20 protein-coding genes and 1 pseudogene are annotated in these 23,464 nt (G+C 61.8%); 15 read left to right on the forward strand and 6 right to left on the reverse strand.

The features are described 5' to 3' along the window. Positions 1–79 precede the first annotated feature (79 nt). The 10 genes from MESOP_RS35625 to MESOP_RS15230 all read left to right on the forward strand — a co-directional run bounded on the left by MESOP_RS35625 (position 80) and on the right by MESOP_RS15230 (position 8,466). Positions 80–973 carry a hypothetical protein gene (locus MESOP_RS35625; RefSeq protein WP_013894197.1) on the forward strand — a complete coding sequence of 298 codons (894 nt, stop codon included), beginning with the start codon at positions 80–82 and terminating at the stop codon, positions 971–973. 41 nt (positions 974–1,014) lie between these two features. Then, positions 1,015–1,596: a YceI family protein gene (locus MESOP_RS35630; RefSeq protein ID WP_013894198.1), complete on the forward strand. Its 582-nt coding sequence runs from the start codon at positions 1,015–1,017 to the stop codon at positions 1,594–1,596. A 173-nt stretch (positions 1,597–1,769) separates the two neighbouring features. Beyond that, a complete protein-coding gene (locus MESOP_RS15195; protein WP_013894199.1) occupies positions 1,770–2,558 on the forward strand; it encodes an SDR family NAD(P)-dependent oxidoreductase in 789 nt (262 codons plus the stop codon). A 14-nt stretch (positions 2,559–2,572) separates the two neighbouring features. Next, positions 2,573–3,367 carry a MoaF C-terminal domain-containing protein gene (locus MESOP_RS15200; RefSeq protein ID WP_013894200.1) on the forward strand — a complete coding sequence of 265 codons (795 nt, stop codon included), beginning with the start codon at positions 2,573–2,575 and terminating at the stop codon, positions 3,365–3,367. Positions 3,368–3,384: 17 nt separating this feature from the next. Beyond that, positions 3,385–3,774: a nuclear transport factor 2 family protein gene (locus MESOP_RS15205; RefSeq protein WP_013894201.1), complete on the forward strand. Its 390-nt coding sequence runs from the start codon at positions 3,385–3,387 to the stop codon at positions 3,772–3,774. Between the two features lie 55 nt (positions 3,775–3,829). Continuing rightward, a complete protein-coding gene (locus tag MESOP_RS15210) occupies positions 3,830–5,056 on the forward strand; it encodes an amino acid ABC transporter substrate-binding protein (RefSeq protein WP_013894202.1) in 1,227 nt (408 codons plus the stop codon). 84 nt (positions 5,057–5,140) lie between these two features. Beyond that, on the forward strand, positions 5,141–5,878 hold the full coding sequence (locus MESOP_RS15215) for an ABC transporter ATP-binding protein (protein WP_013894203.1): 738 nt from the start codon (positions 5,141–5,143) through the stop codon (positions 5,876–5,878). 1 nt (position 5,879) lies between these two features. Further along, positions 5,880–6,581, forward strand: a complete 702-nt coding sequence (locus tag MESOP_RS15220; RefSeq protein ID WP_425339704.1) for an ABC transporter ATP-binding protein — start codon at positions 5,880–5,882, stop codon at positions 6,579–6,581. A gap of 2 nt (positions 6,582–6,583) precedes the next feature. Beyond that, positions 6,584–7,480: a branched-chain amino acid ABC transporter permease gene (locus tag MESOP_RS15225; RefSeq protein ID WP_013894205.1), complete on the forward strand. Its 897-nt coding sequence runs from the start codon at positions 6,584–6,586 to the stop codon at positions 7,478–7,480. A gap of 5 nt (positions 7,481–7,485) precedes the next feature. Continuing rightward, positions 7,486–8,466, forward strand: coding sequence for a branched-chain amino acid ABC transporter permease (locus MESOP_RS15230; protein ID WP_013894206.1), 981 nt, complete (start codon positions 7,486–7,488; stop codon positions 8,464–8,466). Between the two features lie 24 nt (positions 8,467–8,490). Here the strand turns inward: MESOP_RS15230 and MESOP_RS15235 are convergent, their stop codons facing one another. From MESOP_RS15235 to MESOP_RS15245, 3 genes and pseudogenes are all read right to left on the reverse strand, one after another. Beyond that, complete coding sequence (locus MESOP_RS15235) at positions 8,491–9,615, reverse strand: NAD(P)/FAD-dependent oxidoreductase (RefSeq protein ID WP_041164142.1); 1,125 nt, start codon at positions 9,613–9,615, stop codon at positions 8,491–8,493. Positions 9,616–9,666: 51 nt separating this feature from the next. After that, the gene (locus MESOP_RS36550) at positions 9,667–11,208 is read right to left on the reverse strand and encodes an amino acid ABC transporter permease/ATP-binding protein (RefSeq protein ID WP_013894208.1); all 1,542 of its coding nucleotides are present in this window, start codon (positions 11,206–11,208) and stop codon (positions 9,667–9,669) included. Between the two features lie 95 nt (positions 11,209–11,303). Further along, a pseudogene (locus MESOP_RS15245) lies at positions 11,304–12,091 on the reverse strand (ABC transporter substrate-binding protein). Between the two features lie 300 nt (positions 12,092–12,391). Here MESOP_RS15245 and MESOP_RS15250 point away from each other — a divergent pair. After that, the gene (locus MESOP_RS15250) at positions 12,392–13,471 is read left to right on the forward strand and encodes a LacI family DNA-binding transcriptional regulator (RefSeq protein ID WP_013894209.1); all 1,080 of its coding nucleotides are present in this window, start codon (positions 12,392–12,394) and stop codon (positions 13,469–13,471) included. A 32-nt stretch (positions 13,472–13,503) separates the two neighbouring features. On the opposite strand, the gene MESOP_RS15255 is transcribed toward MESOP_RS15250, so the two are convergent. Beyond that, a complete protein-coding gene (locus MESOP_RS15255; protein ID WP_013894210.1) occupies positions 13,504–14,652 on the reverse strand; it encodes an amidohydrolase in 1,149 nt (382 codons plus the stop codon). 172 nt (positions 14,653–14,824) lie between these two features. Next, positions 14,825–15,268: an SRPBCC family protein gene (locus MESOP_RS15260; protein ID WP_013894211.1), complete on the reverse strand. Its 444-nt coding sequence runs from the start codon at positions 15,266–15,268 to the stop codon at positions 14,825–14,827. 248 nt (positions 15,269–15,516) lie between these two features. Between MESOP_RS15260 and MESOP_RS15265 the strand changes: the two genes are divergently transcribed. The 4 genes from MESOP_RS15265 (at position 15,517) to MESOP_RS15280 (ending at position 19,533) form a co-directional block, all read left to right on the forward strand. Beyond that, positions 15,517–16,377 carry an FAD binding domain-containing protein gene (locus tag MESOP_RS15265; protein WP_013894212.1) on the forward strand — a complete coding sequence of 287 codons (861 nt, stop codon included), beginning with the start codon at positions 15,517–15,519 and terminating at the stop codon, positions 16,375–16,377. Continuing rightward, entirely contained in the window at positions 16,377–16,859 is a 483-nt protein-coding gene (locus tag MESOP_RS15270; protein WP_013894213.1) for a (2Fe-2S)-binding protein, read from the forward strand. Before MESOP_RS15265 ends, MESOP_RS15270 begins: the two co-directional genes overlap by 1 nt. Further along, entirely contained in the window at positions 16,856–19,120 is a 2,265-nt protein-coding gene (locus tag MESOP_RS15275) for a xanthine dehydrogenase family protein molybdopterin-binding subunit (RefSeq protein ID WP_013894214.1), read from the forward strand. Before MESOP_RS15270 ends, MESOP_RS15275 begins: the two co-directional genes overlap by 4 nt. 167 nt (positions 19,121–19,287) lie before the next feature. Next, positions 19,288–19,533: a MoaD/ThiS family protein gene (locus tag MESOP_RS15280; protein ID WP_013894215.1), complete on the forward strand. Its 246-nt coding sequence runs from the start codon at positions 19,288–19,290 to the stop codon at positions 19,531–19,533. A gap of 216 nt (positions 19,534–19,749) precedes the next feature. Here the strand turns inward: MESOP_RS15280 and MESOP_RS15285 are convergent, their stop codons facing one another. After that, positions 19,750–23,391 (reverse strand): YobI family P-loop NTPase, encoded by a 3,642-nt coding sequence (locus MESOP_RS15285; protein ID WP_013894216.1) that lies wholly within the window; start codon positions 23,389–23,391, stop codon positions 19,750–19,752. Positions 23,392–23,464 lie beyond the last annotated feature (73 nt).

Genomic DNA, 23,464 nt, shown 5'->3' on the forward strand with positions numbered 1-23,464 from the left:
GCAACTCTCGTCTCACCTCGGGAAGAGGAGAGTCGGGCAAAGCGATGGCTGGGTGAGGGGCTGGCTCGGAGGAGAGTAATTGAGCGCATTGCTTGGCAATCCGATGGTCACCACGGCGGCGCTGCCGCTTGTGCTCGGCATGGTGATGGCGCTGTTGGCAAAGATCGCACTGCCGGCGCAGGTGCTTTCGCTGCCGTGGGCCGGCTTGCTCTTGTTCTTCTACTGGGACACGCTTGGCCCGCCTGTGGTGCCGCCGGTCGCGGCCAGCCAGAAGCTGATCTATCTCGCTTTTGCCGGCATCGTCGTCGGCCTGTTGCCCGAACGTCTGCTGAGTGCCCCCATGACGAGCGTGCTGATCGCCATCGCCCTTGCGGCCGCCCTGCTGTGGCTTGGCTGGCGCCGCATTGCCGGCGGTTCGCTCGATCCGCAAATGGTCGCCGCCCTCGTCGCCGGCTTGCTGGCCATCGTCGGCAGCGCGATGCTGATGTCCCTGAAGGTCTCGCCATCGCCTGCCGTCGAGGAGCCGTTCCTGGTGCCAGCGGCGATGCTCGCTTTGTGCCTGGCCGGCGCCATCATCTCGGTGCTCGGCGCCTCGATCGTCACCGGGCAATTGCTGGGATCGCTTTCCGCGCTCGCCGGCGGCTGGTGCCTTGTCCAGCATATCGCGGTGTTGCGGGGCGGCACCGCCGTCGCCTGGAGCAAAGGCAACGGGCTGCTCCTCATCTTCGCCGCCGCCACGGTGCTGATCCAGGTGGCGCTGCTGGCGCCAAAGGCGAACCCGGCGGCGCTCATGCTTTCGCCCTTACCGCTAATCCTGGCCGCCCTGATGCCCGGCGCGCTGCGCGGCCTTCTTCCTGGCGTCCGGCCCTTGCGGCCGCTGATTGCCGGTCTGCTGATCGCCATACCGGCGATGCTGGCCATCCTGACGGCGGTCCTGTGGGCGCCGCATGGAGCCGCCCTCGGCTTTTCCTGAGCCGGATTCAAAGAACGACAACCAACAATGGGGAGAGATACGTGACGATAGGAAAACTGACGGCCATGGCCTTTGCCTGCTGCGCATTCGCGTCTGCAGCACGTGCCGACACTTATGAGATCGACGGCCAGCACGCCTGGGTCACCTTCACCATCAAACACGGCATCTATGGCATCGCGCATGGACAGTTCGATGCCGTAAAGGGCGCCATCGTCATGGACAAGGCCGATCCGTCCAAAAGCAGCGTCAAGGCCGAGATCGATGTCGGCTCGGTGCACACCGCCTATGATCAGCGCGACAGCGATCTGAAAGGCCCCGACTTCTTCAACGCCGCCGAATTCCCGGCGATCTCCTTCGAAAGCACCAAGGTCGAAAAGGTCGGCGACAAGACCGGCAAGGTATCAGGCAATCTCAGCATCAGCGGTGTCTCCAAGGAGATCACGCTCGACGTGACGCTGGTCAACGAGGCGCCGGCGCCGTGGGACGCGACGCTGACCAAGGCCGCGTTCACCGCCACCGGAAAAGTCAGCACCGCCGACTTCCCGATGGCCAAGGCAGCCGCCGGTTTCGGTCTCGGTCCGGATGTCGACATCGTCATCGACATCGAGGCGGTCAAGAAGTAGCTGGCGAACGGGCGCCGTGCGGCTCGCAACAGGCCGCGCGGTGCTTTCCCGGCAGAAGTGCGCGCTCAGTCAAAACAAAGTTCCCGCTCGGACAAGACGCGAAATGGCGGATGCCGCACTATCCCTGGCGAAGATCGGCGCACAGCCGGCACAGCATCGATCGGGATGGAACAATGCGATTTTCGGGAAAGACGGCTTTCATTACCGGCGGCGGCACCGGCATCGGCGCGGCGGTTGCCAGGCGCATGGCGGCCGACGGCGCCAAGGTGGTGCTGATGGGCCGGCGGCGCGAGCCGCTGGAGGCCGTGACCAGGGACATTGGTGGGCTGGTGGTGCAGGGCGACGCCGCCGATCCGAAGGCGGTGCGCGCGGCTCTGGCCGAAGTGCATGACAAGGTCGGGCCCGTTGACATACTCGTCGCCAATGCCGGCGGCCATGGCGTCGGGCCGACGATCTCGATGAGTGACGAAACCTGGAGCCTGGCGACACGCACCAATCTCGACACCGCTTTCGTTTGCGCCCGCGAATGCCTGCCCGACCTGATCGAGCGCCGAGGCAACATCGTCGTCGTCGCCTCTATCGCCGGCCTGTTCGCCGGGCCGGACGCGGCCGGCTACGTCACCATGAAACATGCCTGCATCGGCTTCGGCAAATCGCTGGCGCGCGACTATGGCCGCAAGGGCGTGCGCACCAACATCATCTGCCCGGGCTGGGTGTCGACCGACATGGCCGACGAGCAGATGGAGATGATCGTCGAAAAGCACGGGCTTGGCTCGATCGAAGAGGCCTATCGGCTGGTGACGAAGGACGTGCCGCTCGGCCGGCCGGCGACACCGCAAGAGGTGTCCAACGTCATCTGCTTCGCCGCCTCCGACGAGGCGGCGATGATGAACGGGTCGATCCTGACGGTCGATGGCGGCGCCACCGTCGTCGACCTGCCCACGTTAGCTTTTGTCGATTGATGTGGAGGAGCACCATGAACGACCAGAACAGGCCGGCCGACTGGAAGCATTTCGACGATTTCGCCGCCGGCATCGCCACCAACCGGCTGCCGACGACATCAGCGTTGCGCGGGCAGACCTTCAAGATCACGCTCGACACCGGCCGCACCATCGACTTGGCCTTCACGTCAGCCGATACGGTGGCGTGGAGCGAGGGCACGGAAGCCGGCGCGGACTGGTACGAGGCGCTCGAAGTCGCCTCCGATGTGTTCTTCATCAACATGAGTTTCGCCGCCCGGCCGACGGAGGACGAGGCGCTCATCGTCAACACCAGTACGCGCCGCGTGCTGTCGGTGCGCGAACGGGTGCGTGAAGCAGGCGAGGCGCCCGGCGAGCCACGCGTGGCGCAGACCTGGTCGGCCGGTGTGCTCGGCGACCCCCGCGTGGCGCCGACCGGCATCGTGCCGGCACCGACCCGGGACCTGATCGGGCTCACCGCGCACTACACCTACAGTCCCAACCACGTCTACGAACATATTTATCTGAGCGCCGAGCGCTATGCCTGGCAGAACCTCGTCGGCGTGCAGCGCGGCCATGGCGACGTCGATCTGGCGACGACCTGGAAGTTCGCCGAGAACCAGTATGTGTTCGGTTTCCGCGAGTTCATCATCCCAGTCGCGTCGCTGTTCTTCTACAATTGGGACACGATGCGCTCGACCGGCAAATTCCTTGGCGTGACCAGCCAGGGCAAGGTCGAGAACAAGCCGGCCGGCGCTCACATCGAGAAGAAATCCAGAACCGTCTACGACGAAGGCAAGGCGCCGGTCTGACCGCGCGGGAGAACGCCATGAACAAGAACTACGAAGCGATCAAGGCGCATTACGCCGGCTCCGACGCCATGGATTTGGCCGCGATGATGGCGCCGATCACCGGCCGCACCGCCTGGACCGAAATGGCTGGCTTTCCCTATGCCGGCACCTATGTCGGCCCCGACGCCATCATAGCGGGCGTCTTCAAGCGCATCGGCGAGGAGTGGGACGGCTACAATCTGAAGCTCGAAAAGCTGGTCGACGGTGGCACCACCATCGTCGGCATCGGCACCTATTCGGGCACCTACAAGAAGACCGGCAAGCCGATGTCGGCGCGCGTCGTCCATGTCTGGGAGATGGAGGACGGCAAAGTGCTGAGTTTCGAGCAGTTCACCGACACCAGGCTGGTCGCGGCAGCGACAGCCTGAGACATACGGGCGGGCGCGCTGACGCGCCCGCCCGATGAAAACCTGGGAGGATGAAATGGGAAACAGTCTGAAGGCAATGCTGGCGGGGAAGAGAATGCTGGCGGGCCTGGCCCTGTCGGCCGTGTTCGCGGCCGGCGGCACCAGTATGGCGAATGCCGGCGATACCGAGATCGTCATCGGTGCGCCGATCTCCCTGACCGGGCCGCTGGCTGGCGACGGCAAGGAGCAGAAATGGGCCTACGAGCAGGCGGTGGCCGACATCAACAAGGCCGGCGGCATCATGGTCAAGTCGGCCGGCAAGAAACTGCCGGTGCGGCTCGTCATCGCCGACGACGAAAGCTCGGAAGGCAAGGTCGCATCGGCGCTGGAGAACCTCATCAAGGTGCAGAAGGTCGACGCGCTGCTCTCGACCCATTCCGGGCCGATGAACATCGCCGGTGCCATCGTCGCGGAAAAATACAAGAAGTTCTACATGATCACGACGGCCTTCCCGTTCGAATGGCAGCCGTTGAAGCTCAAATATTCGGCGCTGTTCTTCTTCCACCCGGGTCCGGGCGCCGAAGTGCCGTTCGAGATCTGGAACAAGCTGCCGGCCAATGAGAAGCCGAAGAACCCGGCGCTGGTCACCGAGGATTCGCCCGACGGCAAGGGCTTTGGCGGCGCCTTCGAGGCGGCGGCCAAGAAGTATGGCTACACTTTCGCGGTCGACGATCCCTGGGCGATCGGCGCCACCGACTATTCGGCGTTGATCACCAAGCTCAAGGCGGCAGACGTCGACGCCATGCTGGTGTTCGGTTCGCCGGCCGACACGGTGACGCTGCTGCGCCAGATGAAGGAGCTCGGCTTCTCCGTGCCTTATCTGCATGGCTGGAAGGGCACCTGGACGGGCGAGTTCCACGAAGCGCTCGGGCCGGATTCCGATTACATCCTGACCGACGGCTTCTGGTCGGCGAGCTATCCTTACAAGGGCGCCAAGGAGCTCGGCGACCGCTACGAGGCCGAGTTCAAGAAAGACTCCGTCACCGTCGGCGCCTTCTATGCCAACGCGCAAGTGCTGGCGCAGGCGATCGAGAAGGCGGGTTCCACCGACGCCGACGCGCTGCATGAGGCGATCTTCAACCAGGAATTCAAGGACACGGTGGTCGGCGATCTCAAATTCGACCAGACCGGCTTTGCCCTGATCCCCAGCGTCGCCACGCAATGGTGGCAAGGCAAGCACCAGCTGATCTACCCGGACGGCAACTGGACCTACAAGCCGGCACCGGCCTGGGACAAGCGCTGAGCAATCGGTGCGGCGGAATGGGGCGGGCGCGGCTTCTGTGTCCGCCCCAGCATCCTTGACGACAGACTGGAGAACGGAAACACGATGCAATCCGACGAAACCTTGCTTCGCCTCGAGGCGGTACAGAAGCGGTTCGGCGGGCTCGTCGTGCTCAACAACATCGACATCGCCGTCGGCGCCAACGAGCTGATCGGGCTGATCGGTCCCAATGGCGCCGGCAAGTCGACGCTGTTCAACCTCATCACCGCGCTCTACACGCCGACACAAGGGCGTATCCGGTTTCGTGGGCGCGACATCACCGGCACGGCACCGCATCGCATCTGCCGGCTCGGCATCGCGCGCACCTTCCAGCTGGTGCGCACCTTCCTGACCATGACGGCGTTCGAGAACATCATGGTCGGCGCGGTCTATGGCGGTGGCGGGCGCGTCAGGCACGCCACTGCCGCGGCCGAGGAAGCGCTGGAACTGGTCGGCCTGACCGCGAAACGCGATGTCCGGACCGCGCATATGACATTGTCCGACCGGCGGCTGCTGGAGATCGCGCGGGCAGTCGCGTCCAGCCCGGCGCTGCTCCTGCTCGACGAGCCGATGGCGGGGCTGAACCCGACCGAGATCCAGCGCATGGTCGATGTCATCCGCCGCGTGCGCAACGAGCGTGGCGTGTCGATCCTATGGGTAGAGCACAAGGTGGATGCCATCATGAAAGTGTGCAGCCGGGTGATCGTGCTCGACCATGGCGAGAAGATCGCCGACGGCACGCCACGCGAGATCGTCGCCAACCGCAAAGTGATAGAGGCCTATCTTGGCGAACCGGCTGCTTGAAGTGAATAATCTGGAAGTCGCCTATGGTGATGTCGGCGCGCTGTGGGGCGTGTCGATCCATGTCGACCCCGGCACGATCGTCGCCATTGTCGGGGCCAATGGCGCCGGCAAGACGACGCTGCTGAAGACCATCTCCGGCCTGCTCAAGCCGAAGCGCGGCGAGATCTTCCTCGCCGGCGCGCCGCTGGCCGGCAAGGCGCCGGAGGAGATCGCCGGCATGGGCATTGCGCATGTGCCGGAAGGGCGTGGCCTGTTCCGGCAGATGACGGTGCTGGAGAACCTCGAACTCGGTTCCTTCCAGCCCAAGGTGCGGAAGCGCTTCAAGCAATCTTTGGAAAAGGCCTATGCGCTGTTTCCACGACTGAAGGAGCGGGCAGGGCAGAAGGCCGGTTCGCTTTCGGGCGGCGAGCAGCAGATGCTGGCGATCGCTCGCGCCACCATGTCGGATCCATCGCTGCTCATCCTCGACGAGCCGTCGCTGGGTCTCAGCCCGATCGTGGTGCAGCAGATGTTTGCGCTGATCGGGACCTTGCACAGCCAAGGCGTCACCATCCTGCTCGTCGAGCAGAACATCCACCAGGCGCTGAAGGTGGCCGACTATGCCTTCGTGCTGAAGACCGGTGAGCTCGCCATGCAAGGCACGGGCACCGAGCTGCTTGCCGATCCCGAAATCCAGAAGGCCTATATGGGCGTGTTGGAGTAGTGATGACGTTCAACATTCCGCCTCCCGACATCCTGCTGCAACTGTCGCTCAACGGCGCGCTGGGCGGCGCCATGTATGGCGTCGCCGCCGTTGGCTTGAGCCTCATCTTCGGCACCATGCGGCTGATCTTCCTGGCGCAGGGCGCGATGATCATCCTGGCCGCCTATTTCGTGCGGGCGCTGTTCTACGGGCTGGGCATCGACCCGTTCCTGTCGCTGCTGATCGTCGTTCCGGTCGGGCTCGTCGTCGGCTGGCTGATCTACCAAGGCCTGTTCCGCAAGGCAGCCGCCGCGGAGGACCGCAACATCTCGCTCCTGATCGCGGTCGGCCTGATGTTCCTGATCCAGAACCTGATGACGGTGGTGTGGGGCGGCAATACCGCAGCGATCGTCACCTCCTACACGGCGAGCGGTATCGAGATATTGGGCGTGCGCACCTCCTTCACCCGCTCCATGGGCTTCCTGATCGCACTCGCCGGCACCGGGCTGGTGGTGTTGTTCCTGCGCAAGACGCTGGTCGGCAAGGCGGTGCGCGCGGCGTCCGAAGACATGGAAGCGGCGACGCTGATGGGCATCAGCCCGCATCGCGTCAATGCGATCGCCTTTGCCATCGGCATCGCGCTGGCGGGAGCGGCCGGCGTCGCGGTGGCGACCACATTTCCATTCAACCCGTTCGCCGGGTTCATCTTCAGCCTGAAGGCGCTGGTGGCGCTGGCGCTGGGCGGCATCGGCAATGTCGCCGGTGCGCTCGCCGGCGGCATCCTGCTCGGCCTCATCGAGGCCTATGTGCAGTATTTCATCTCGGGCGGCTGGACCAACGCGATTGCCTACGGCGTGTTCCTGGCGGTGCTGATGTTCAAGCCGGAAGGCCTGTTCAGCCGGCCCTACAAGAAGGCTTGAGCACCATGTTGAAGCAAGCCTGGAACAAGCAAGCCAAGGCGGGGATTGCCATTGCCGTCGTCGTGGCACTCGCCCTGGTGCCGCTGCTGCCCGGTGCGATCGACAGTTACGCCTTCTCGTTCCTGTTCTTCGTCTTCATCTACGCCATCATGGCGCAGGGGTGGAACCTGGTTGCCGGCTTCGGCGGTCAGATCAGCCTGGGCAACCATGCCTTCTTCGGGCTCGGCGCCTACACCACCGCGATCCTGTGGAGCGGCAACTATCTCTGGGGCTCGCTCTATGACGCCTACCCGCGCATCTACTATTTCGACCCGCTGACGATGGTGCTGGGCGGACTGGTGGCGGCTGTTGCCGCCATCATCATCGGCCTGCCGCTTTTGTCCAAGCTGCGCGGCGACTATTTCGCGCTGGGCACGCTCGGCTTCGGCGAGATCGTCAAGGTGATGTTCATCAATGGCGGCGACTTCACCGGCGGCGCCTTCGGCGTGGTGGCGCCTGCCGGCACCTTCGACACGCTCTTGCCGCACTATCTGGTCGGGCTCGGCCTGATGGTCGGCACGGCACTTGCCGTCCGCTTCTTGATGCGCTCGCGCTACGGGCTGGCGCTGATCGCCGTGCGCGACGACGAGATGGCGGCGTCGGCCAACGGCATCGACACGCTCAGGGTCAAGGTCGCCGCCTTCGCCGGCAGCGCCTTCATCGCCGGCATCGCGGGCAGCCTCTACACCTACTACATCTTCCATGTCGGCCCGGACTCAGTGTTCGCCCTCGACTGGATGCTGCTGCCGCTGATGATGACCGTGGTCGGCGGCACCGGCACGCTGCTCGGCCCGATCCTCGGCGCCTTCGTGATGTACGCCGTGTTCGACCTCGCGCGGATCGTGGTGCCGGACTATCACCCGGTGATCTCGGGCCTGACGATCATCCTGGCGATGCTGTTCCTGCCGAAGGGGCTGATGCGAAGTTTTGCGGGGAGGGTGGCGTGACGCGGTTCAGATTTGCAACGACCCTCAAGAAAACCGAGCCGGCCGAAAGTTTGCAAGGAGCGGGTGCTCCTTTCCGGTGGCGATCTCGCCGGCGAGCAGCTCGCCGGCGATCAGGCCAAGCGTTGCGCCGCTGTGGCTGAAGGCTACGTAATATCCCTTGATGTCCTTCAATTGGCCGAATACCGGATCGCCGTCCGCGGGGATCGGCTTGGGGCCGACGCCATAGTTTTCCAGCTCCAGCTTCGGATGGCCCTCGAGAACTTTCGAGGCTTCGTCGAGAAGCCCCTGAAGGGTCGAATCCTTCACGCCATAAGTACCGTCCGAATTGACGACCACTTCTTCTTCCGACCAGGCGGAATCGAGCGCAAGGGCTCCGTCCGGCGTCGGGCGGATGGCGACACGCGGCGTGTTGAGCACGGCCCGAAGGGGCAAGTGCAGCGGCTTGGTCCTGACCAGCAGCGCGATCGGCGTCCCGTCGGCAATATGTCGGTCGGAGTCCGCGACCATTCGCGGCACAGCACCGCCGGTCGCCAACAGCACCGCGTCGGCGGCGAAGCTGATGCCGCTTGTCGTGGTGACGCCGGTGGCGCGGCCGTCGACGACCGTGACCGCCGCGCTTCCGGCATCGGTGACCAGCTGTCCGCCGCGCTCCGTGAATTCCGCAACCAGTAGGTCGATCAGCGACGGCAGGTCGACCCAACCTTCGCCCGGATTGAAGATCGCGCCCTGGGGCGTGACAGCATCTGCAGCGATACCCGGGGTGACCGACGCTATGGCGCCCGCGGACAGATGCTGCGCGTCATAGCCAAGAATTTTCTCATATGCGAAGACATCCGCGATCTCGTTTGAGGCGCTGTCCGCATCCCATGTCAGGCCGCCGTCGAAACGCAGCCAGGCAGCATCCGGATATCTCGCCGACAACGTCCGATAGCGATCGATACCGATCATGCGCAGGCGATGGTATTCAGCTGACCGCTTGCGGGCGGAATTGAGCCAGGCGAGCGAGCGGCCTGAAGCTCCCTTGGCAAGCGGCCCGTCATTGACCAGGACAGTTTCGATGCCGAGCCGTGTAAGATGAACGGCCGAAGAGACGCCGAAGATACCGCCCCCGACAACAACGACCTTTGCGACCGAATGTGATGTAGCCATGGGATGTTCTTTCACTGTGTGGAGGTTGGATTGGGCCATGCGGTGGTGCGATCAAAGCACTTCGTCTAGGAAGTGCTTCAGACGCGCGCTTTTCGGAGTGTCGAAGATCGCAGCGGGCGTGCCGGCCTCGATGACGCGGCCTTCATCCATGAAGACGACCTGATCGGCGACCTTGCGGGCAAAGCCCATTTCATGGGTCACGACGACCATCGTCATGCCGCGGCGGCCGAGGTCCGCCATCAGGTTGAGGACGCCTTTCACCAGTTCGGGATCGAGAGCGCTGGTCACCTCGTCGAACAGGATGACCTCCGGGTCCATGGCAAGCGCACGGGCGATTGCCACACGCTGCTGCTGGCCGCCGGAAAGGCTCCCGGGACGATGGTGTTTGCGGGCGGCAAGGCCAACATCGGCCAGGCGCGCCTCGGCGATGCGCTCGGCCTCCGGCACCGGAATGCCCTTGACCTTGGTCAGGGACAGCATGACGTTTTCCAGGGCTGTGTGGTCGGGAAACAGGTTGAACTGCTGGAACACCATGCCGACACGCCGGCGCAATTTTTCGGGCTTCATCGCCAGGATGCTCGCGCCATCGAGCAGCACGTCGCCGCCCTTGGGCTCGACCAGGCGGTTGAGGCAGCGCAGCAGGGTCGACTTGCCTGAACCCGACGGACCAATGACGCATGTGACCGTGCCCGGCTTGACCGTCAGGCTGACCCCCTTGAGGACATCGAGATCGCCATAGGCCATGTCGAGATCGGTGATGGCGAGACTACCGCCCTTGAACCGGGGAAGCGCCGGGCTGCCGTCGGGGCTGGTCTGCGAAGATGGACCGCCGATCGCGCTTTCCAGTTCGCTCACCTCGGCGAGGCCGCTGGTGACGAGGCCTGCCTTTTGCTTTCCGACCCGCAGCGAGTTGTCGATGTAGTTGACAACGTGGGTCAACGGCACGGTGATGACGAGATAGAACACGCCAGCCAGGAGCAATGGCGACAGGTTTCCCGTGACCACCGCCTGGTCCTGGCCGACACGAAAAATCTCGCGCTCCGACGCGAGCAGGCCTAGGAAGTAGACCAGGCTCGAATCCTTGACGTTGCCGATGAACTGGTTGACCAGAGCCGGCAGGACGCGGCGGATGCCTTGCGGGACCACGATCAGCCGCATGCCCTGTCCGTAGCTCATGCTGAGCGCCCTGCAGGCTTCCATCTGTCCGCGCTCGACGCTCTGGATGCCGGAGCGGAAGATTTCGCCGATGTAGGCGCCGGCAATCAGGCTGAGGGCGAGAATGCCGAGCGGATAGGGCGAAGGCCCGAAGATTTCACGGCCGATGCGGGCGAAGCCCTGGCCGATCAGCAGAATCGTGACGATCGCCGGAAGACCCCGGAAAATATCGGTATAGACCCGGGCCGGGATGCGCAGCCAGCGCGATTGCGAGATGCCCATGACAGCAAGGATCATGCCGAGGACAACTCCGATCACCGTGGACGCAGCGGCAAGGATCAAGGTGTTCTTCAGCCCGATGGTGATCATGCTTGGCAGCACGTCCGCCATGGCTTGCCAGTCGAGGAAACTGCGCCGCAGGTTTTCAAGCCAATTCATTCGGCCCCTTTCCATTGCTCCGTTCGCGCAGCCAAAAGCTGGGCGAAAGCGTGTCCGCAGCCGCCGGCCATCACGACCGGCGGCCGCGTGCGCGGTTACTTCTGGGGGAGGTACTGGTCAGGCATCGGGGAACCGGGGAACCACTTCTCGTAGAGCGTCTTCCAGGTGCCGTCCTGCATCGCCGCATGCAGGGCGGTGTTCAATGCCTCGCGAAACTTGTCGTTGCCCTTGCGCAGGACGAAGCCCGCGGGTGCGTCGAAGGAGGGGATGTTCACCGCGATCTTCAAGTCCGGATAGCGAACCGCATAGTCCTTGGCTGCCTCGTAATCGAGGAAATGCGCGTCGACGGTTCCGTTGTTCAGCGCGGAGACGGCAGAGTTGTTGTCGGGGAACTTGACGAGATCTGTCCCGACAAAATTCTTCGCTGCGTAGATTCCTGCAGCGTACCCTGGACGACGCCAAGACGCTTGCCCTTGAGCCCGTCCGCCGACTTCATGGCCTTGTCGGCGGTAAGCACCGAGAGATAGCCTGCGAGATAGCCATCCGAAAAGTCGACAGTCTTCTTGCGCGCATCCGTCGTGCCGATCGCGGCAACCGCGACATCGAAGCGCCCGTTGGCAACCGAGGGCATAAGCGCCGAGAATTCCTGACCGGTGAAGATCACCTGGTCGGGTTTGAATCCCAGGCGGCCGGCGACGTTGCGAAACAATTCAAGGTCGAACCCGGTGAATGTGCCATCCGCCTGGGTGAAAGCGTATGGCTTGGCGTCTCCCATGGTGCCGACGCTGATGACCTTCGCATCGATGAGGCCGTAGGGATTGTCATCCGCCGCGGCGGCGCGCGAAACCAGACCCGCTCCGATGCATACAACCATAAGTGCCATTGCGCCGGTCTTTACCGGCGACATCAACGACTTGAGAATTCCCATCCTGCTCATGTCTTCTCTCCACTCTGAAGGGTTGTTTTTCTTGGCACGTTCTTCTTGGCATTCGCGTCGAGCCCGCAATTTCAGGCCTCACATCGTTGGTCGCCGCGGAAGCGGCTCGCACGGGGGCTGTCATCATGCCTCCTGGCTCGTTCATCTCTCAAAGAGACCGGTCTCTTATTGCGTGAGACCGGTCTCTTTGGTAATGGTTATCGCCAGATTGACCTTCCGTCAACAACTCTTGTAGTCGTTCGTCCGATGAAAAGAACCGTGCCCAAAACCCGCTCGATAACAGTCAGCGACGTCGCCCGCGCGGCGGACGTGTCGAAGGCGACAGCCGCGCGCGTGCTCGGCGGATACGGCGTCGTCAGCGATACGATCCGCGCGGACGTCATGGCCGCGGCCAAGGCACTGGATTATCGTCCGAACGAACTGGCCCGCAGCATGACGACCGGCCGGTCTGGCATCATCGGGGTGGTTGTCGGCGACATCGAGAACCCGTTCTTCAGCCTGGCGGTGCGCGGTATCAGCGATGCGGCAAGGGCGGCCGGGTTCAACGTGATCCTGGCCAACTCGGGCGAGAGGATCGAAGCCGAAAAGGCAGCCGTGCGGCTTTTGATCGGCAAGCGTGTCGACGGGCTGATCGTCACGCCGTCGGAATCGCGCGACATATCACACCTGCGCGACATCCATCGTTCTGGCCGGCCGCTTGCGCTGCTTGACAGGGCGCTGCCCGACCTGGATGTCGACACCGTCACCGTTGACGATCGCGGCATCGCCATGCGGGCAACCAGCATCCTTGCGGATGCCGGCCACCGCAACATCGCCTATGTGACGGCGGTCGACGCCGAAGGGCAGGAATACCGCGATCTCGGGCAAATCTACACGTCGTCGGTCCGTGAGCGTATCGACGGTTTCCTCACCGGGTGCCGAGAGGCTGGGATGGACCGGCCAGAGCGTCACGTTTGCCTTGGCGCGACAAGCCCTGTCGAAACCCGTAGGATTGCTGACAAGCTGCTGTCCGGACCAGATCGTCCGACGGCGATCCTTGCTTCCGACAGCGTCATAGCGCTGGAGATATTCAAGGTGATCCGCGAGCGCGGGTTGCGGGTTCCGCAGGACATTTCGCTGATCACCTTCCATGATGCGGATTGGACCAGCGTGACAACCCCGCCCATCACCGTCATCGACCAGCCCGTCTACGCGCTTGGCAAGGGCGTCGCGGAATTGCTCATCCGGCGGTTGAAGGGCGACACACAACCGCCCGAAAGGCTCATCCTGCCGACCACGATCATTGAACGCGGATCCGTTGGCCCGCCCTCAAACAGAAGGCCGTAGGCGCCAGTCGTTCGTGGTGCCGCGACTGCAGCTCAGCCCAGCAGATTGCGCGCCGTGCGCATGAAAATCCTCGAGCCGATCGGGATCAGGTCGTCGGGAAAATCATAGTCGGGATTGTGCAGGGCAGGGTGCCGCTCGCCGGCGCCGAGGAAGAACATGGCCGACTTGGCGCTATGGCCGAACAGGCCGAAATCCTCCGAGGCGCGCATCGGCAGGGCTTCTTGTCCGTGCGCCACACCCTCTTCGTCGAGCGCGCGCTGAAGATGCTCCACGGCGTCCGGTGCGTTGACGCTGGCGACGAAGATCTCGTGATAGTCGAAGCGCGCGGAAAGCCGATGCCGGCCGGCGATCTCGGTGACCAGAGCCTCGGCTGCAGCGCACAGATCCGCCATGCGCTCGTCGCGGCGGGTGCGCAGCGTTGCCCAGACCTCTCCATGCGCGGGCGCGATGCCGAACACGGCTTCGCCCATCGCGGCATGGGTGACGGTGACCATCGAGAAATCATCGTCGGCGAAGGTCGCGCGGCCGAGCGCGGGCAAAGCCGGCATCAGCTCGCTGATCGCCAGCATCGGCGAGATGCCGGTCTCGGGCATGGACGAATGCGCGGTCTTGCCCTCCAGCACGATGCGCATGCCGCGCGAGGCGCAGTTGACCACGCCGGGCTTGAGCCGCACCTCGCCGAACGGCACGCCGGGCAGATTGTGCAGCGAGAACGCGAAATCCGGCGCGATCTCGCCGAAACGGGGATCGGCGACGACGCCGGCCGCGCCATTGCCAGTCTCTTCCGCCGGCTGGAACATCAGCACGACGCGGCCGCTGGCGGGCCGCTCGCGCCCGAACTGACGGCCGAGCGAGGCGAGGATTGCCGTGTGCCCGTCATGGCCGCACATATGCGACTTGCCCGGCACGCGTGAGGAGTGCGGCACGCCCGACAGCTCCTCGATCGGCAGCGCGTCGAGTTCCGAACGAAACAGGACGGTCGGTCCGTTTTTGCCGCTGTCGTATATGGCCGCGACGCCGTGGCCGCCCAATCCGGTCAACACTTTGTCCGGTCCCGTATCGGCGAGGAAGGAGACGACCTCTTGTGCCGTCTTCTCTTCCTCGTTCGACATTTCCGGCTGCTGGTGCAGCTTGCGTCGCCACTCGGTCAGCTCGACGATGTCGCGATTGGTCAAGGTCATGCTTTGCGCTCCGCATCAAAAACCGATGATGAATTGCTAGCGACAAATGACCGTGCCTGCCACGGTCCAGGTGCCGGGCTTCAGCGGGCCAGAACTGCGGCGACGTCCCGCGAAGGGTCTAAACACCGTTCGCAGCGGCCGACGCCGCTGCGAACGGGGCTTGGGAATTGCCTTACTGATTGATCTCGGGTTCGACCAGCTTTGCCAGGTTCCTGAGCGATTCCTGCCAGCCGAGATAGCAGGCCTCGACCGGAATGACGTCCGGAATACCGGCCTGGGTGATGTCGATTTCGGTGCCGACCGACACTTTTTTCAAGATCACCGTCACCTGGATCTCGCCGGGCAAATTGGGATCGTCGAACCTGTCGGTGTAGCGCAGGCGCTCGCCGGGAACGAGTTCGAGATACTCGCCGCCAAAGGAATGGCTGTCGCCGGTTGTGAAGTTGCGGAAGGACATCTTGAACGTGCCGCCGATCTTGGCTTCGAATTGATGGACCGTGCAGGTGAAGCCGTTCGGCGGAAGCCACTTGGCCAGCGCGTCGCCTTCGACAAAGGCGCGATAGACTTTTTCCGGGCTGGTGGTGAGAACGCGGTGTAAACGTACGGTACCGGGCATATCCTATCCTTTCATGATGCCTGTTCGACGCCCCTAGGACGAACGGGGCCTGGCCAGTCCGACACAGGCTGTCAGATTTTTCGGGCTCCGGCTACGGGCCTGTCTGTCCATGGCCTGCGGCAGCTCAGACCGATTTGGGACTCGATTTTATGACGCCTGGCCCAATCGCCGAAAACCAGGAACCGGATAGCCATTATGAGGAGAGTGTTTATAACGGTCGCTGAGATCGAGATGACCAAGGGGAGACGATGCGTTACATACGTCCGCTTTCAATAGAAGATGCCGTTGGCCAGTTGGCCGGATCGGCCGGCACATCGGCCATTCTCGCGGGGGGCAGCGACCTCCTGGTCAGGATGAAGGGCGGGTTTGTCGAACCCGACCTGATCGTCGACATCAAGGCGATCGCGTCGCTGGGCGAGATCAGGGAAACGGCCGAAGGCTTCAGCATCGGCGCGGCCGTGCCCTGCGCGCTGCTCGGCGAAAACAAGGCACTGAAGAAGGCATGGCCGGGCGTCGTCGAAGCGGCGAAGCTGATCGGCTCGAAGCAGGTGCAGGGGCGCTGCACCATTGTGGGCAATCTCTGCAACGCCTCGCCGGCGGCCGACAGCGTGCCGGCGCTGGTCGCGGCAGGCGCCAAGGCCGTGATCGTCGGCCCTTCGGGCAAGCGCACGGTTCCCGTCGAGAAAGTGCCGACCGCGCCGGGTAAGACGTCGCTGGCCAAAGGCGAGATCATCGAGGCGATCCTGCTCGACAGCCAGGCGCCGCGTTCGGGCGATGCCTATCTGCGGTTCATTCCGCGCACCGAGATGGATATCGCCGTGGTCAGCGCCGGGGTGAACCTGACGATCGACGAGCAAGGTGTCATCAAGGCGGCCCGCGTGGCGCTGGGCGCGGCGGCACCGACCGTGCTGCTGGTCGAGGAGGCCGCCGAGGCGCTTATCGGCAGGAAGCTCGACGAAGCGGCACTGGAGCGGCTCGCCAAGGTCTGCGCCGGCGCCTGCCGCCCGATCGACGACAAGCGGGGTACAATCGATTTCCGCAGGAAGGTCGCGGGTGTGTTGGCCAGGCGTGCCGCCACTTCGGCTTATACACGTGCAGGAGGCAAATGATGGCCGGCGTAGCAGTCTCAACCACAATCAACGGCGACAGCGTCGAGTACCTTTGCCAACCTGACGAAACGCTGCTCGACGTGCTGCGCGATCGGCTCGGGCTGACCGGCGCCAAGGAAGGCTGCGGCACCGGCGATTGCGGCGCTTGCAGCGTCATCGTCGACGACCGGCTGGTGTGCTCGTGCCTGGTGCTGGGCGCGGAAGCCGAGGGCCGGCGCATCGAGACCGTCGAGGGCATGGCGCATGGCGACAAGCTGCATCCGCTGCAGCAGAAGTTCCTCGAACACGCCGCCCTGCAATGCGGCATCTGCACGCCGGGCTTCCTGATCGCGGCCAAGGATCTTCTGGCCAAGAACCCCGATCCGACCGAAGAGGAAATCCGCTTCGGCCTGGCCGGCAACCTTTGCCGCTGCACCGGCTACGACAAGATCGTACGCGCCGTCCAGGACGCGGCGAACGTGATGAAGGGAGCGCACGCATGAACTTCGATCCGCGTTTTTCCGGGCGTAAATTCGCATCCGTCGGCACGCGCCCCATCCGTCCCGACGGCGTCGACAAGGTGACCGGCCGCGCCCGCTACGGCGCTGACTTCAACATGGCCGGGCAATTGGTCGGGCGTGTCCTCAGAAGCCCGCACGCGCATGCCAAAATCCGCAAGATTGACACCTCGAAGGCGGAGAAGCTTGCCGGCGTCAAGGCGGTGATCACCGCCGCCGACCTGCCGGACCTTACCGACGGCGATGCCGCCATGTACGACATCCTCGACAATTGCATGGCGCGCACCAAGGCGCTCTATGACGGCCATGCGGTGGCCGCTGTCGCCGCGGTCGATGCCCGCACGGCCAGGCAGGCGCTGAAGCTGATCGAGATCGACTACGAGGTGCTGCCGCACGTCACCGATGTCGACGAGGCGATGAAGCACACCGCGCCCCTGATCAACGACGCCATCTTCACCGAGGGCCTCGAGGAAAAGCCGGTAAAGCCCTCCAACGTCACCAAGCGCAGCCAGTTCGGCCATGGCGATGTCCACCAGGGTTTCGGCCATGCCGATTTCATCGTCGAGCGCTCCTTCAAGACCGAGCAGACGCACCAGGGCTACATCGAGCCGCATGCCTGCGTGGCGAGCGTCTCGTCCGACGGCACCGCGGACCTCTGGGTCTGCACGCAGGGCCATTTCGTCTACCGCCAGCATTGCGCGCAACTGCTCGGCATGGAAGCCTCGAAGCTGCGCGTCACCTCGTCCGAGATCGGCGGCGGTTTCGGCGGCAAGACCCATGTCTGGGCCGAGCCGGTGGCGCTTGCCTTGTCGCGCAAGGCCGGACGGCCGGTGAAGCTGGTGATGACCCGCGACGAGGTGTTCCGCGCCTCGGGCCCGACCAGCGCCACCTCGATCGACGTCAAGATCGGCGCCCGCAAGGACGGCACCATCACCGCCGCCGAAGCGACGCTGCGCTATTCCTGCGGCCCCTATGCCGGCTCCTGGGCCGAGATCGGCGCCATGACGGCGTTCGCCTGCTACAAGCTCGAGAACGTCAAGACCGTCGGCTACGAGGTGCTGGTCAACAGGCCCAAGACCGCCGCCTATCGCGCGCCCTCGGCGCCGATGGCCGCTTTCGCGGTGGAAAGTGCTGTCGATGAACTCGCCAAGGAGATCGGCATGGACCCTGTCGACTTCCGCATCAGGAACGCCGCGCAGGAAGGCACGAGATCGTCCTATGGGCCGGTCTACGGCCCGATCGGCATCGGCCCGACGCTGGAAGCGGTGAAGAACCATCCGCACATGAAGGCACCTCTGACCAAGAACCAGGGCAGGGGCATGGCCTGCGGCTTCTGGTTCAATTTCGGCGGCCAGACCTGCACCGATCTGAACATCGGCATGGACGGGTCGGTGTCGCTTGCCGTCGGCACGGTGGACGTCGGCGGGTCCCGCGCCTCGCTGTCGCTGGTGGCGGCGGAGGAGCTCGGCATCGATTATGCCCAGGTCAAGGCGATCGTCGCCGACACGTCGAGCCTCGGCTACAACGACATGACCGACGGCAGCCGGGGCACCTTCTCGTCCTCCATGGCGACGATCTCGGCTGCCCGCAACGCGATCAAGATCCTGCGTGAGCGCGCCGCGCAGATGTGGGACATTGCCGTCGACGACGTGGTCTGGGAACAGGGCCATGCGGTCGCCAAGGGCGAGAAGCACGGCAATCTCGGCAAACTGTCGCTGAAGGAGATCGCCGCCCAATCCGGCAAGACCGGCGGGCCGATCGCCGGCCACAGCGAACTCGTCGCCGATGGCGCCGGCGTGTCCTTCGCCACCCATATCTGCGACATCGAGGTCGACCCCGAGACCGGATCGACCAGGGTCATCCGCTACACGGTGGTGCAGGATGCCGGCAAGGCGGTGCACCCGACCTATGTCGAGGGCCAGTACCAAGGCGGCGCCGCGCAAGGCATCGGCTGGGCGCTGAACGAGGAGTATATTTACGGCAAGGACGGCCGGCTGCAGAACGCCGGCTTCCTCGACTACCGCATCCCGGTCTGCTCCGACCTGCCGATGATCGACACGCAGATCCTGGAGATTCCCAACCCCAACCACCCCTATGGCGTGCGCGGCGTCGGCGAAACCTCGATCGTGCCGCCGCTGGCGGCGATCGCCAACGCGGTGTCGAACGCGGCCGGCGTGCGTATGACCCACATCCCGATGTCCCCGCCACGGATTCTCGCGGCGATCGAGGCGGAACGGGAAGGGTAGGGCGAAAGCTAGGGATAAGGTGTGTTGAGATTCAGGTCAGGCCGAGCCGAAAGTGGCGGGTTCCGAGAACCGGAGCGGAGCGTACTTGAAGTACGTGAGCACCGGAAGCGCAGGAACCTGCCATTTGCAGGCCGGCCTCACCTGAATATCAGCACACCGTAGCGCCGATGGTCGAAGTCACCCTTTGGGGCGCCCTCGGCCAGCTCGCCGGCGGCAAGAGCAAGGTCGAGGTCGAAGCCAAGGACATCAGGGAGCTGTTCAGGAAACTGGCTGAACAGTATCCCGGCTTCGAGCCATGGATCGATCGCGGCATTGCCGTGGCGATCGACGGCACGATCTACCGCGACACGTGGAGCAAGGAGCTGCCGCCCGGGGCGGAGATTTTCCTGCTGCCAAGATTGGCGGGAGGATGAGGGCAAGCGTCTCGTTACGATTGGGGCATGGGTCTCCGAACGTCTTGTTAGGGGACGCAAGCAGACTGTCAGGTTTAGCGAATTGGGGTCAGGTGGACTGATTTTTGGGAGAACCAACAACCTGGTTAGCCACCGGTAAGAATTCCAAAAACACCAATTTAATGGCATCTCATTGAAACCTGCTGTCTATTAGAAGACTGTATAACTACCAGTTTTTCATCGCCTCTTGAGATTTACCCGTATCTCATCACCCAGGAACCAACCACCTCCCTCGCTCCACGAAGAGATGATTCCGCGAGTCTCAAGCCATTGGACCAATGCACGATTTTCATCTGATCTTGGCCGTCTTGGAGTGTGATATCCTGTCGTGATCTCAGAAAACGGATATGGAAGCGCCGCAAGCACTTCGCGCGCTTCGTCGACCGCCATAGTCGAGTGAAACTTGTTGAACAGGGAAATCTGCGTCTCAACGGGCCTTGAATTCAGGATCAGTGACCGCGCTTTAGCCGCATCAATGCCTGATATACGAACGTTGGTGCGGTCAAGAATCGGGCCTATGAGTGCTGCTCGTTTGGGCAGTTCCGTTAGCGTATTCAAATCCATCAGGTCGATTATCGCGCGCTTATCGTCATCTGCTATGTCGGCTTGAAGAAGCCCTTCTCGGAAGACGTCGTCGAGACCGAACATTCCGGGATCGGTGAGATAAGCTTCGATGTTTTCTGCCATGAAAAGGACCGGCAAGTCTGTATTGACGTCTAGGCTTTCAAGGGTCTCCTTTGAAAAGGTGATCTTGCGCTCCTCTATGAGAATAGTAAGCTTCGAAGAATCGAGGCTTTTGGGAAAATTCTTGAACGTATTGGGCAACGCTCGGACATATTCCCGGTAACTGTCATCGCTCAGTGCATTCGCGTTAACAAGGAATTGGCATAGCGGCAGTGTCTCGGGACCGTTACGCAGACTGTGCTTCAGAATTACCGCGCGCACATCTTTCCGATCAAGATAGGCCACCAGAATTTCCGCTGCGAAGCCACTGCCTCCCATGAACGAGATACAATTGTCCCATGTCGGCGTGATACGTCGCAGCTCTAATACCGTGGCGTGCAATTTCTCCGGAACACCCTCCAGCGCTGGCAGGAGAGCCGTCTGTCGACCGAGAAATTCACGAAGATTGTCTTCGTCAAGTTCCTCACGACCTAGGAGATCGGTTATGGCTGCCGCATCTTCTCCAGAATTGTCGTGAAGCTCAAGGAGCACGTCGCTAAGATAGATATCAAGATCGCGTTCGACCCTGATGATCAAGGCAGGATCTGTGAGCGAACGCAGCGTAGTGTAATTGCACTCGCGAAACGCCATGAGATTGGTCTCGCCCATGACCTCGCGATAGATGTGTTCCACATTGGCAATCGAGAGTTCAAAAAGGCCACGTCTTGCCATGAAGCGCACGATGCCGGTTAACTTTCCTATTGCCGGAAGGTCTCGAACCTCGAAGCCAATGCGCTCGAGGCGTTCGGGTGCCAAGTCAGGTGCAAGTGCCAGAATTTCAGAGAGTTTCGCCGCGACGAAATCTGGGAACTCGTCGCCATTGCGTGCTAGTGTTTCTAGCGCCCTTTCCGGCAGGTTGGTTACCAACTGTGTAATATGGGAAAGACTGCGCTTGCTGGCGATTGCCGTCGGAACGAACTGCCTCCATTCGTCAGCCAGGCGGAAAAGCAACTTGGGGACGGCGCGTCCCGTGGCGTAGTAGGCCTCTAAGAAATCTTCGCAGCCTTCGAACTGGGACGCGATGAACTCGAAAAACCTACGAGTCTGATCGCTGTACCGGCTCGCCTCGTTTAGAAGGCAGTCAACCAATTTGACGTTAAGAACATAGCTTTGCCCGAAGTCCGCTTCGCGCATCGCTGCGATGACCTCATTTGGGTTGTCAATCTGAAAGTCGGGGTCGGGGGTAAAGAACGCCCGTATCTGGATGAGAAACTTGTTGTCATTAGGCGACAGCCGACCAGAATGGAACAGTGACGTATATTGATAATACGTATCGTCCAGATGGCCTTCTAGAATCAAGAAGCGAGCCAACTCGCCCTTCTCGCCGAAGCCGTCGAAAAGGTCAGTCACACGGTCGGCGCTTGAACGCACGAGTTCATTGAACTTGGCTGTTCGAAGTGTCGCGATCTTCGCTCTAAGCTCGCGAATCCGTTGCAAGCTCTCGCTCTTGTTGGCTTCAGATTTGCTTTCAATTTCCGCCTTGCGCTGAAAGTAGGTTTTCTCCCTATCCACTTCGTTCTGCAAGGCCGAGATATCGGTCCGCTGTCCCCTACTATAGACATCGCGGAAGGTAATATGAGGAAGTGCGATTAACTGTTCAAACGCGTCGTGCCCAACGAGCGAGTGAAGTGCGATCCAAGACTGCCCGTCAAGGCTGATGCTATTGACGTTCGCAGGAAGCATCTGAACGAGCGTCATTGCGTAGATTTGGCGCAATTCTTTCAGATCAGAGGGTGTCTGCCTTTCGGCAACGTCAATCTTTCGTTCGATTTCCGCTATCTCTGCCTTACAGGCCACCTCCTCGTGCGCAACGAGTTCATCGTGGCGGCCCAGAATGTCAGCGAGATTGCCTTCGCCCCGGTGCAGTTGTTCGAAGTCCCTGGGGTAGACGTTCTTATATATCAGGACCGCAAGAAGCTTGTTGGCGTTGAGAGTATTTTCGTCGTCGGTCTCCAAATTAGCGACGTAGATGGCGTATTCATTGAAGACATTTTGAATAAGTCTCAAGTCGTCTAGATACCGGGAGACCTCTCTAAGGAATTGTCGATCAAGACGACCGTCGAGTTCAAGCCTCTTTCCCTGCTCCAGCACCATATCAATCGAGTTCGAAGCGTTTATGATGGGAATAACTGGAATGACGAATTCGAAGAACTTGGTCCGGTCCGTATTAACAAATACGTCGTCGCGCAGTGCGTAAAGAAATCTAATAGTTCGCCTGACTCCCGCGTTCGCATTCACCAAGCCGTTGATTTCACGCAACGTCACGAATATTTCTGCATCTTCGAATCTGTCCAGATCCTCTATTATTACGAGATCATATTCTGTTGACTGGAAGAAGTAGATAATTTCATCCAAATGACGGTTAAGTATTGAATCGAGATTGTCTGATGCCGGCCTAATTTCTATGTCTTTTAGAGAGATGCTTTTGAGTGACAGCCCAAAGCTGGCGACATAAAATTTGTGCAGCGCAGCCCACAAAAAAAGCAACGAAAACCCGAATATTGTGAAGTTAGGCCAATTGCTGAATTCGAGTGGATCGAAAAAGGTGCCGCTGATTATCGCTTCCCGCTTTTTGAATACGTACCAAATCGAAAGTAAGCCGCACATGATGTACAGCGATTTGAAGATCGACAGGACGCCAGGGGATTGAATTCGCTTAAAGCGCGACAGCGGAAGTTTGTTGGCATCTGCACCATACAGCATCTGCTGCAGTATGCTTCTTTCAATCTCCTGCCGGCTCACTTTGAGACTTGGGGTGCTAGCTTCTTTGTCGCCTGGTGGACTGGCCTCTTTCACGAACGCCGCAAGAGATATGTGAAGTGAAGGTCTTCGGTATCTTTTCAGGAACGATTGGATGATGCTGCTTTTTCCTGAACCATAAGGCCCTGTCAGCGCTATATTGTTCACTTTCGGGTCTGTCGTCGCGAAGAGCAAAGCTTCGGAATATACACCGGCCTTGTCAGCTTGGTCGGTCGGTGCAAGATTTACAAATTTTGCTTTTGTGACGGCGGGTCGACCAATACCTTCCAAGAAGGCACCGAAACTAGTGAACCTGCCACCCAGTCGATTTGTTAATGTTGAAATTCGTTCGCCCATAAGTGACCTAAATATCACTGATCCAAGCGACAAATATCACTGAGGAGCCGGAAAACACCAACTTTTCATCTCC

Origin of the sequence: Mesorhizobium opportunistum WSM2075, from assembly GCF_000176035.2 — a bacterium.
GTDB lineage: Bacteria > Pseudomonadota > Alphaproteobacteria > Rhizobiales > Rhizobiaceae > Mesorhizobium > Mesorhizobium opportunistum.

Excerpts from the sequence above, each read along its gene's own strand:
- MESOP_RS15260 (WP_013894211.1), bottom strand. The coding sequence starts at position 15,268 with ATGCCCGGTACCGTACGTTTACACCGCGTTCTCACCACCAGCCCGGAA.
- MESOP_RS15270 (WP_013894213.1), top strand. The coding sequence starts at position 16,377 with ATGGCCGGCGTAGCAGTCTCAACCACAATCAACGGCGACAGCGTCGAG.
- MESOP_RS15280 (WP_013894215.1), top strand. The coding sequence starts at position 19,288 with ATGGTCGAAGTCACCCTTTGGGGCGCCCTCGGCCAGCTCGCCGGCGGC.
- MESOP_RS15215 (WP_013894203.1), top strand. The coding sequence starts at position 5,141 with ATGCAATCCGACGAAACCTTGCTTCGCCTCGAGGCGGTACAGAAGCGG.
- MESOP_RS15200 (WP_013894200.1), top strand. The coding sequence starts at position 2,573 with ATGAACGACCAGAACAGGCCGGCCGACTGGAAGCATTTCGACGATTTC.
- MESOP_RS15275 (WP_013894214.1), top strand. The coding sequence starts at position 16,856 with ATGAACTTCGATCCGCGTTTTTCCGGGCGTAAATTCGCATCCGTCGGC.
- MESOP_RS15225 (WP_013894205.1), top strand. The coding sequence starts at position 6,584 with ATGACGTTCAACATTCCGCCTCCCGACATCCTGCTGCAACTGTCGCTC.
- MESOP_RS36550 (WP_013894208.1), bottom strand. The coding sequence starts at position 11,208 with ATGAATTGGCTTGAAAACCTGCGGCGCAGTTTCCTCGACTGGCAAGCC.
- MESOP_RS15285 (WP_013894216.1), bottom strand. The coding sequence starts at position 23,391 with ATGGGCGAACGAATTTCAACATTAACAAATCGACTGGGTGGCAGGTTC.
- MESOP_RS15195 (WP_013894199.1), top strand. The coding sequence starts at position 1,770 with ATGCGATTTTCGGGAAAGACGGCTTTCATTACCGGCGGCGGCACCGGC.
- MESOP_RS15255 (WP_013894210.1), bottom strand. The coding sequence starts at position 14,652 with ATGACCTTGACCAATCGCGACATCGTCGAGCTGACCGAGTGGCGACGC.
- MESOP_RS15205 (WP_013894201.1), top strand. The coding sequence starts at position 3,385 with ATGAACAAGAACTACGAAGCGATCAAGGCGCATTACGCCGGCTCCGAC.
- MESOP_RS15235 (WP_041164142.1), bottom strand. The coding sequence starts at position 9,615 with ATGGCTACATCACATTCGGTCGCAAAGGTCGTTGTTGTCGGGGGCGGT.
- MESOP_RS15265 (WP_013894212.1), top strand. The coding sequence starts at position 15,517 with ATGCGTTACATACGTCCGCTTTCAATAGAAGATGCCGTTGGCCAGTTG.
- MESOP_RS15250 (WP_013894209.1), top strand. The coding sequence starts at position 12,392 with ATGAAAAGAACCGTGCCCAAAACCCGCTCGATAACAGTCAGCGACGTC.
- MESOP_RS15230 (WP_013894206.1), top strand. The coding sequence starts at position 7,486 with ATGTTGAAGCAAGCCTGGAACAAGCAAGCCAAGGCGGGGATTGCCATT.
- MESOP_RS15210 (WP_013894202.1), top strand. The coding sequence starts at position 3,830 with ATGGGAAACAGTCTGAAGGCAATGCTGGCGGGGAAGAGAATGCTGGCG.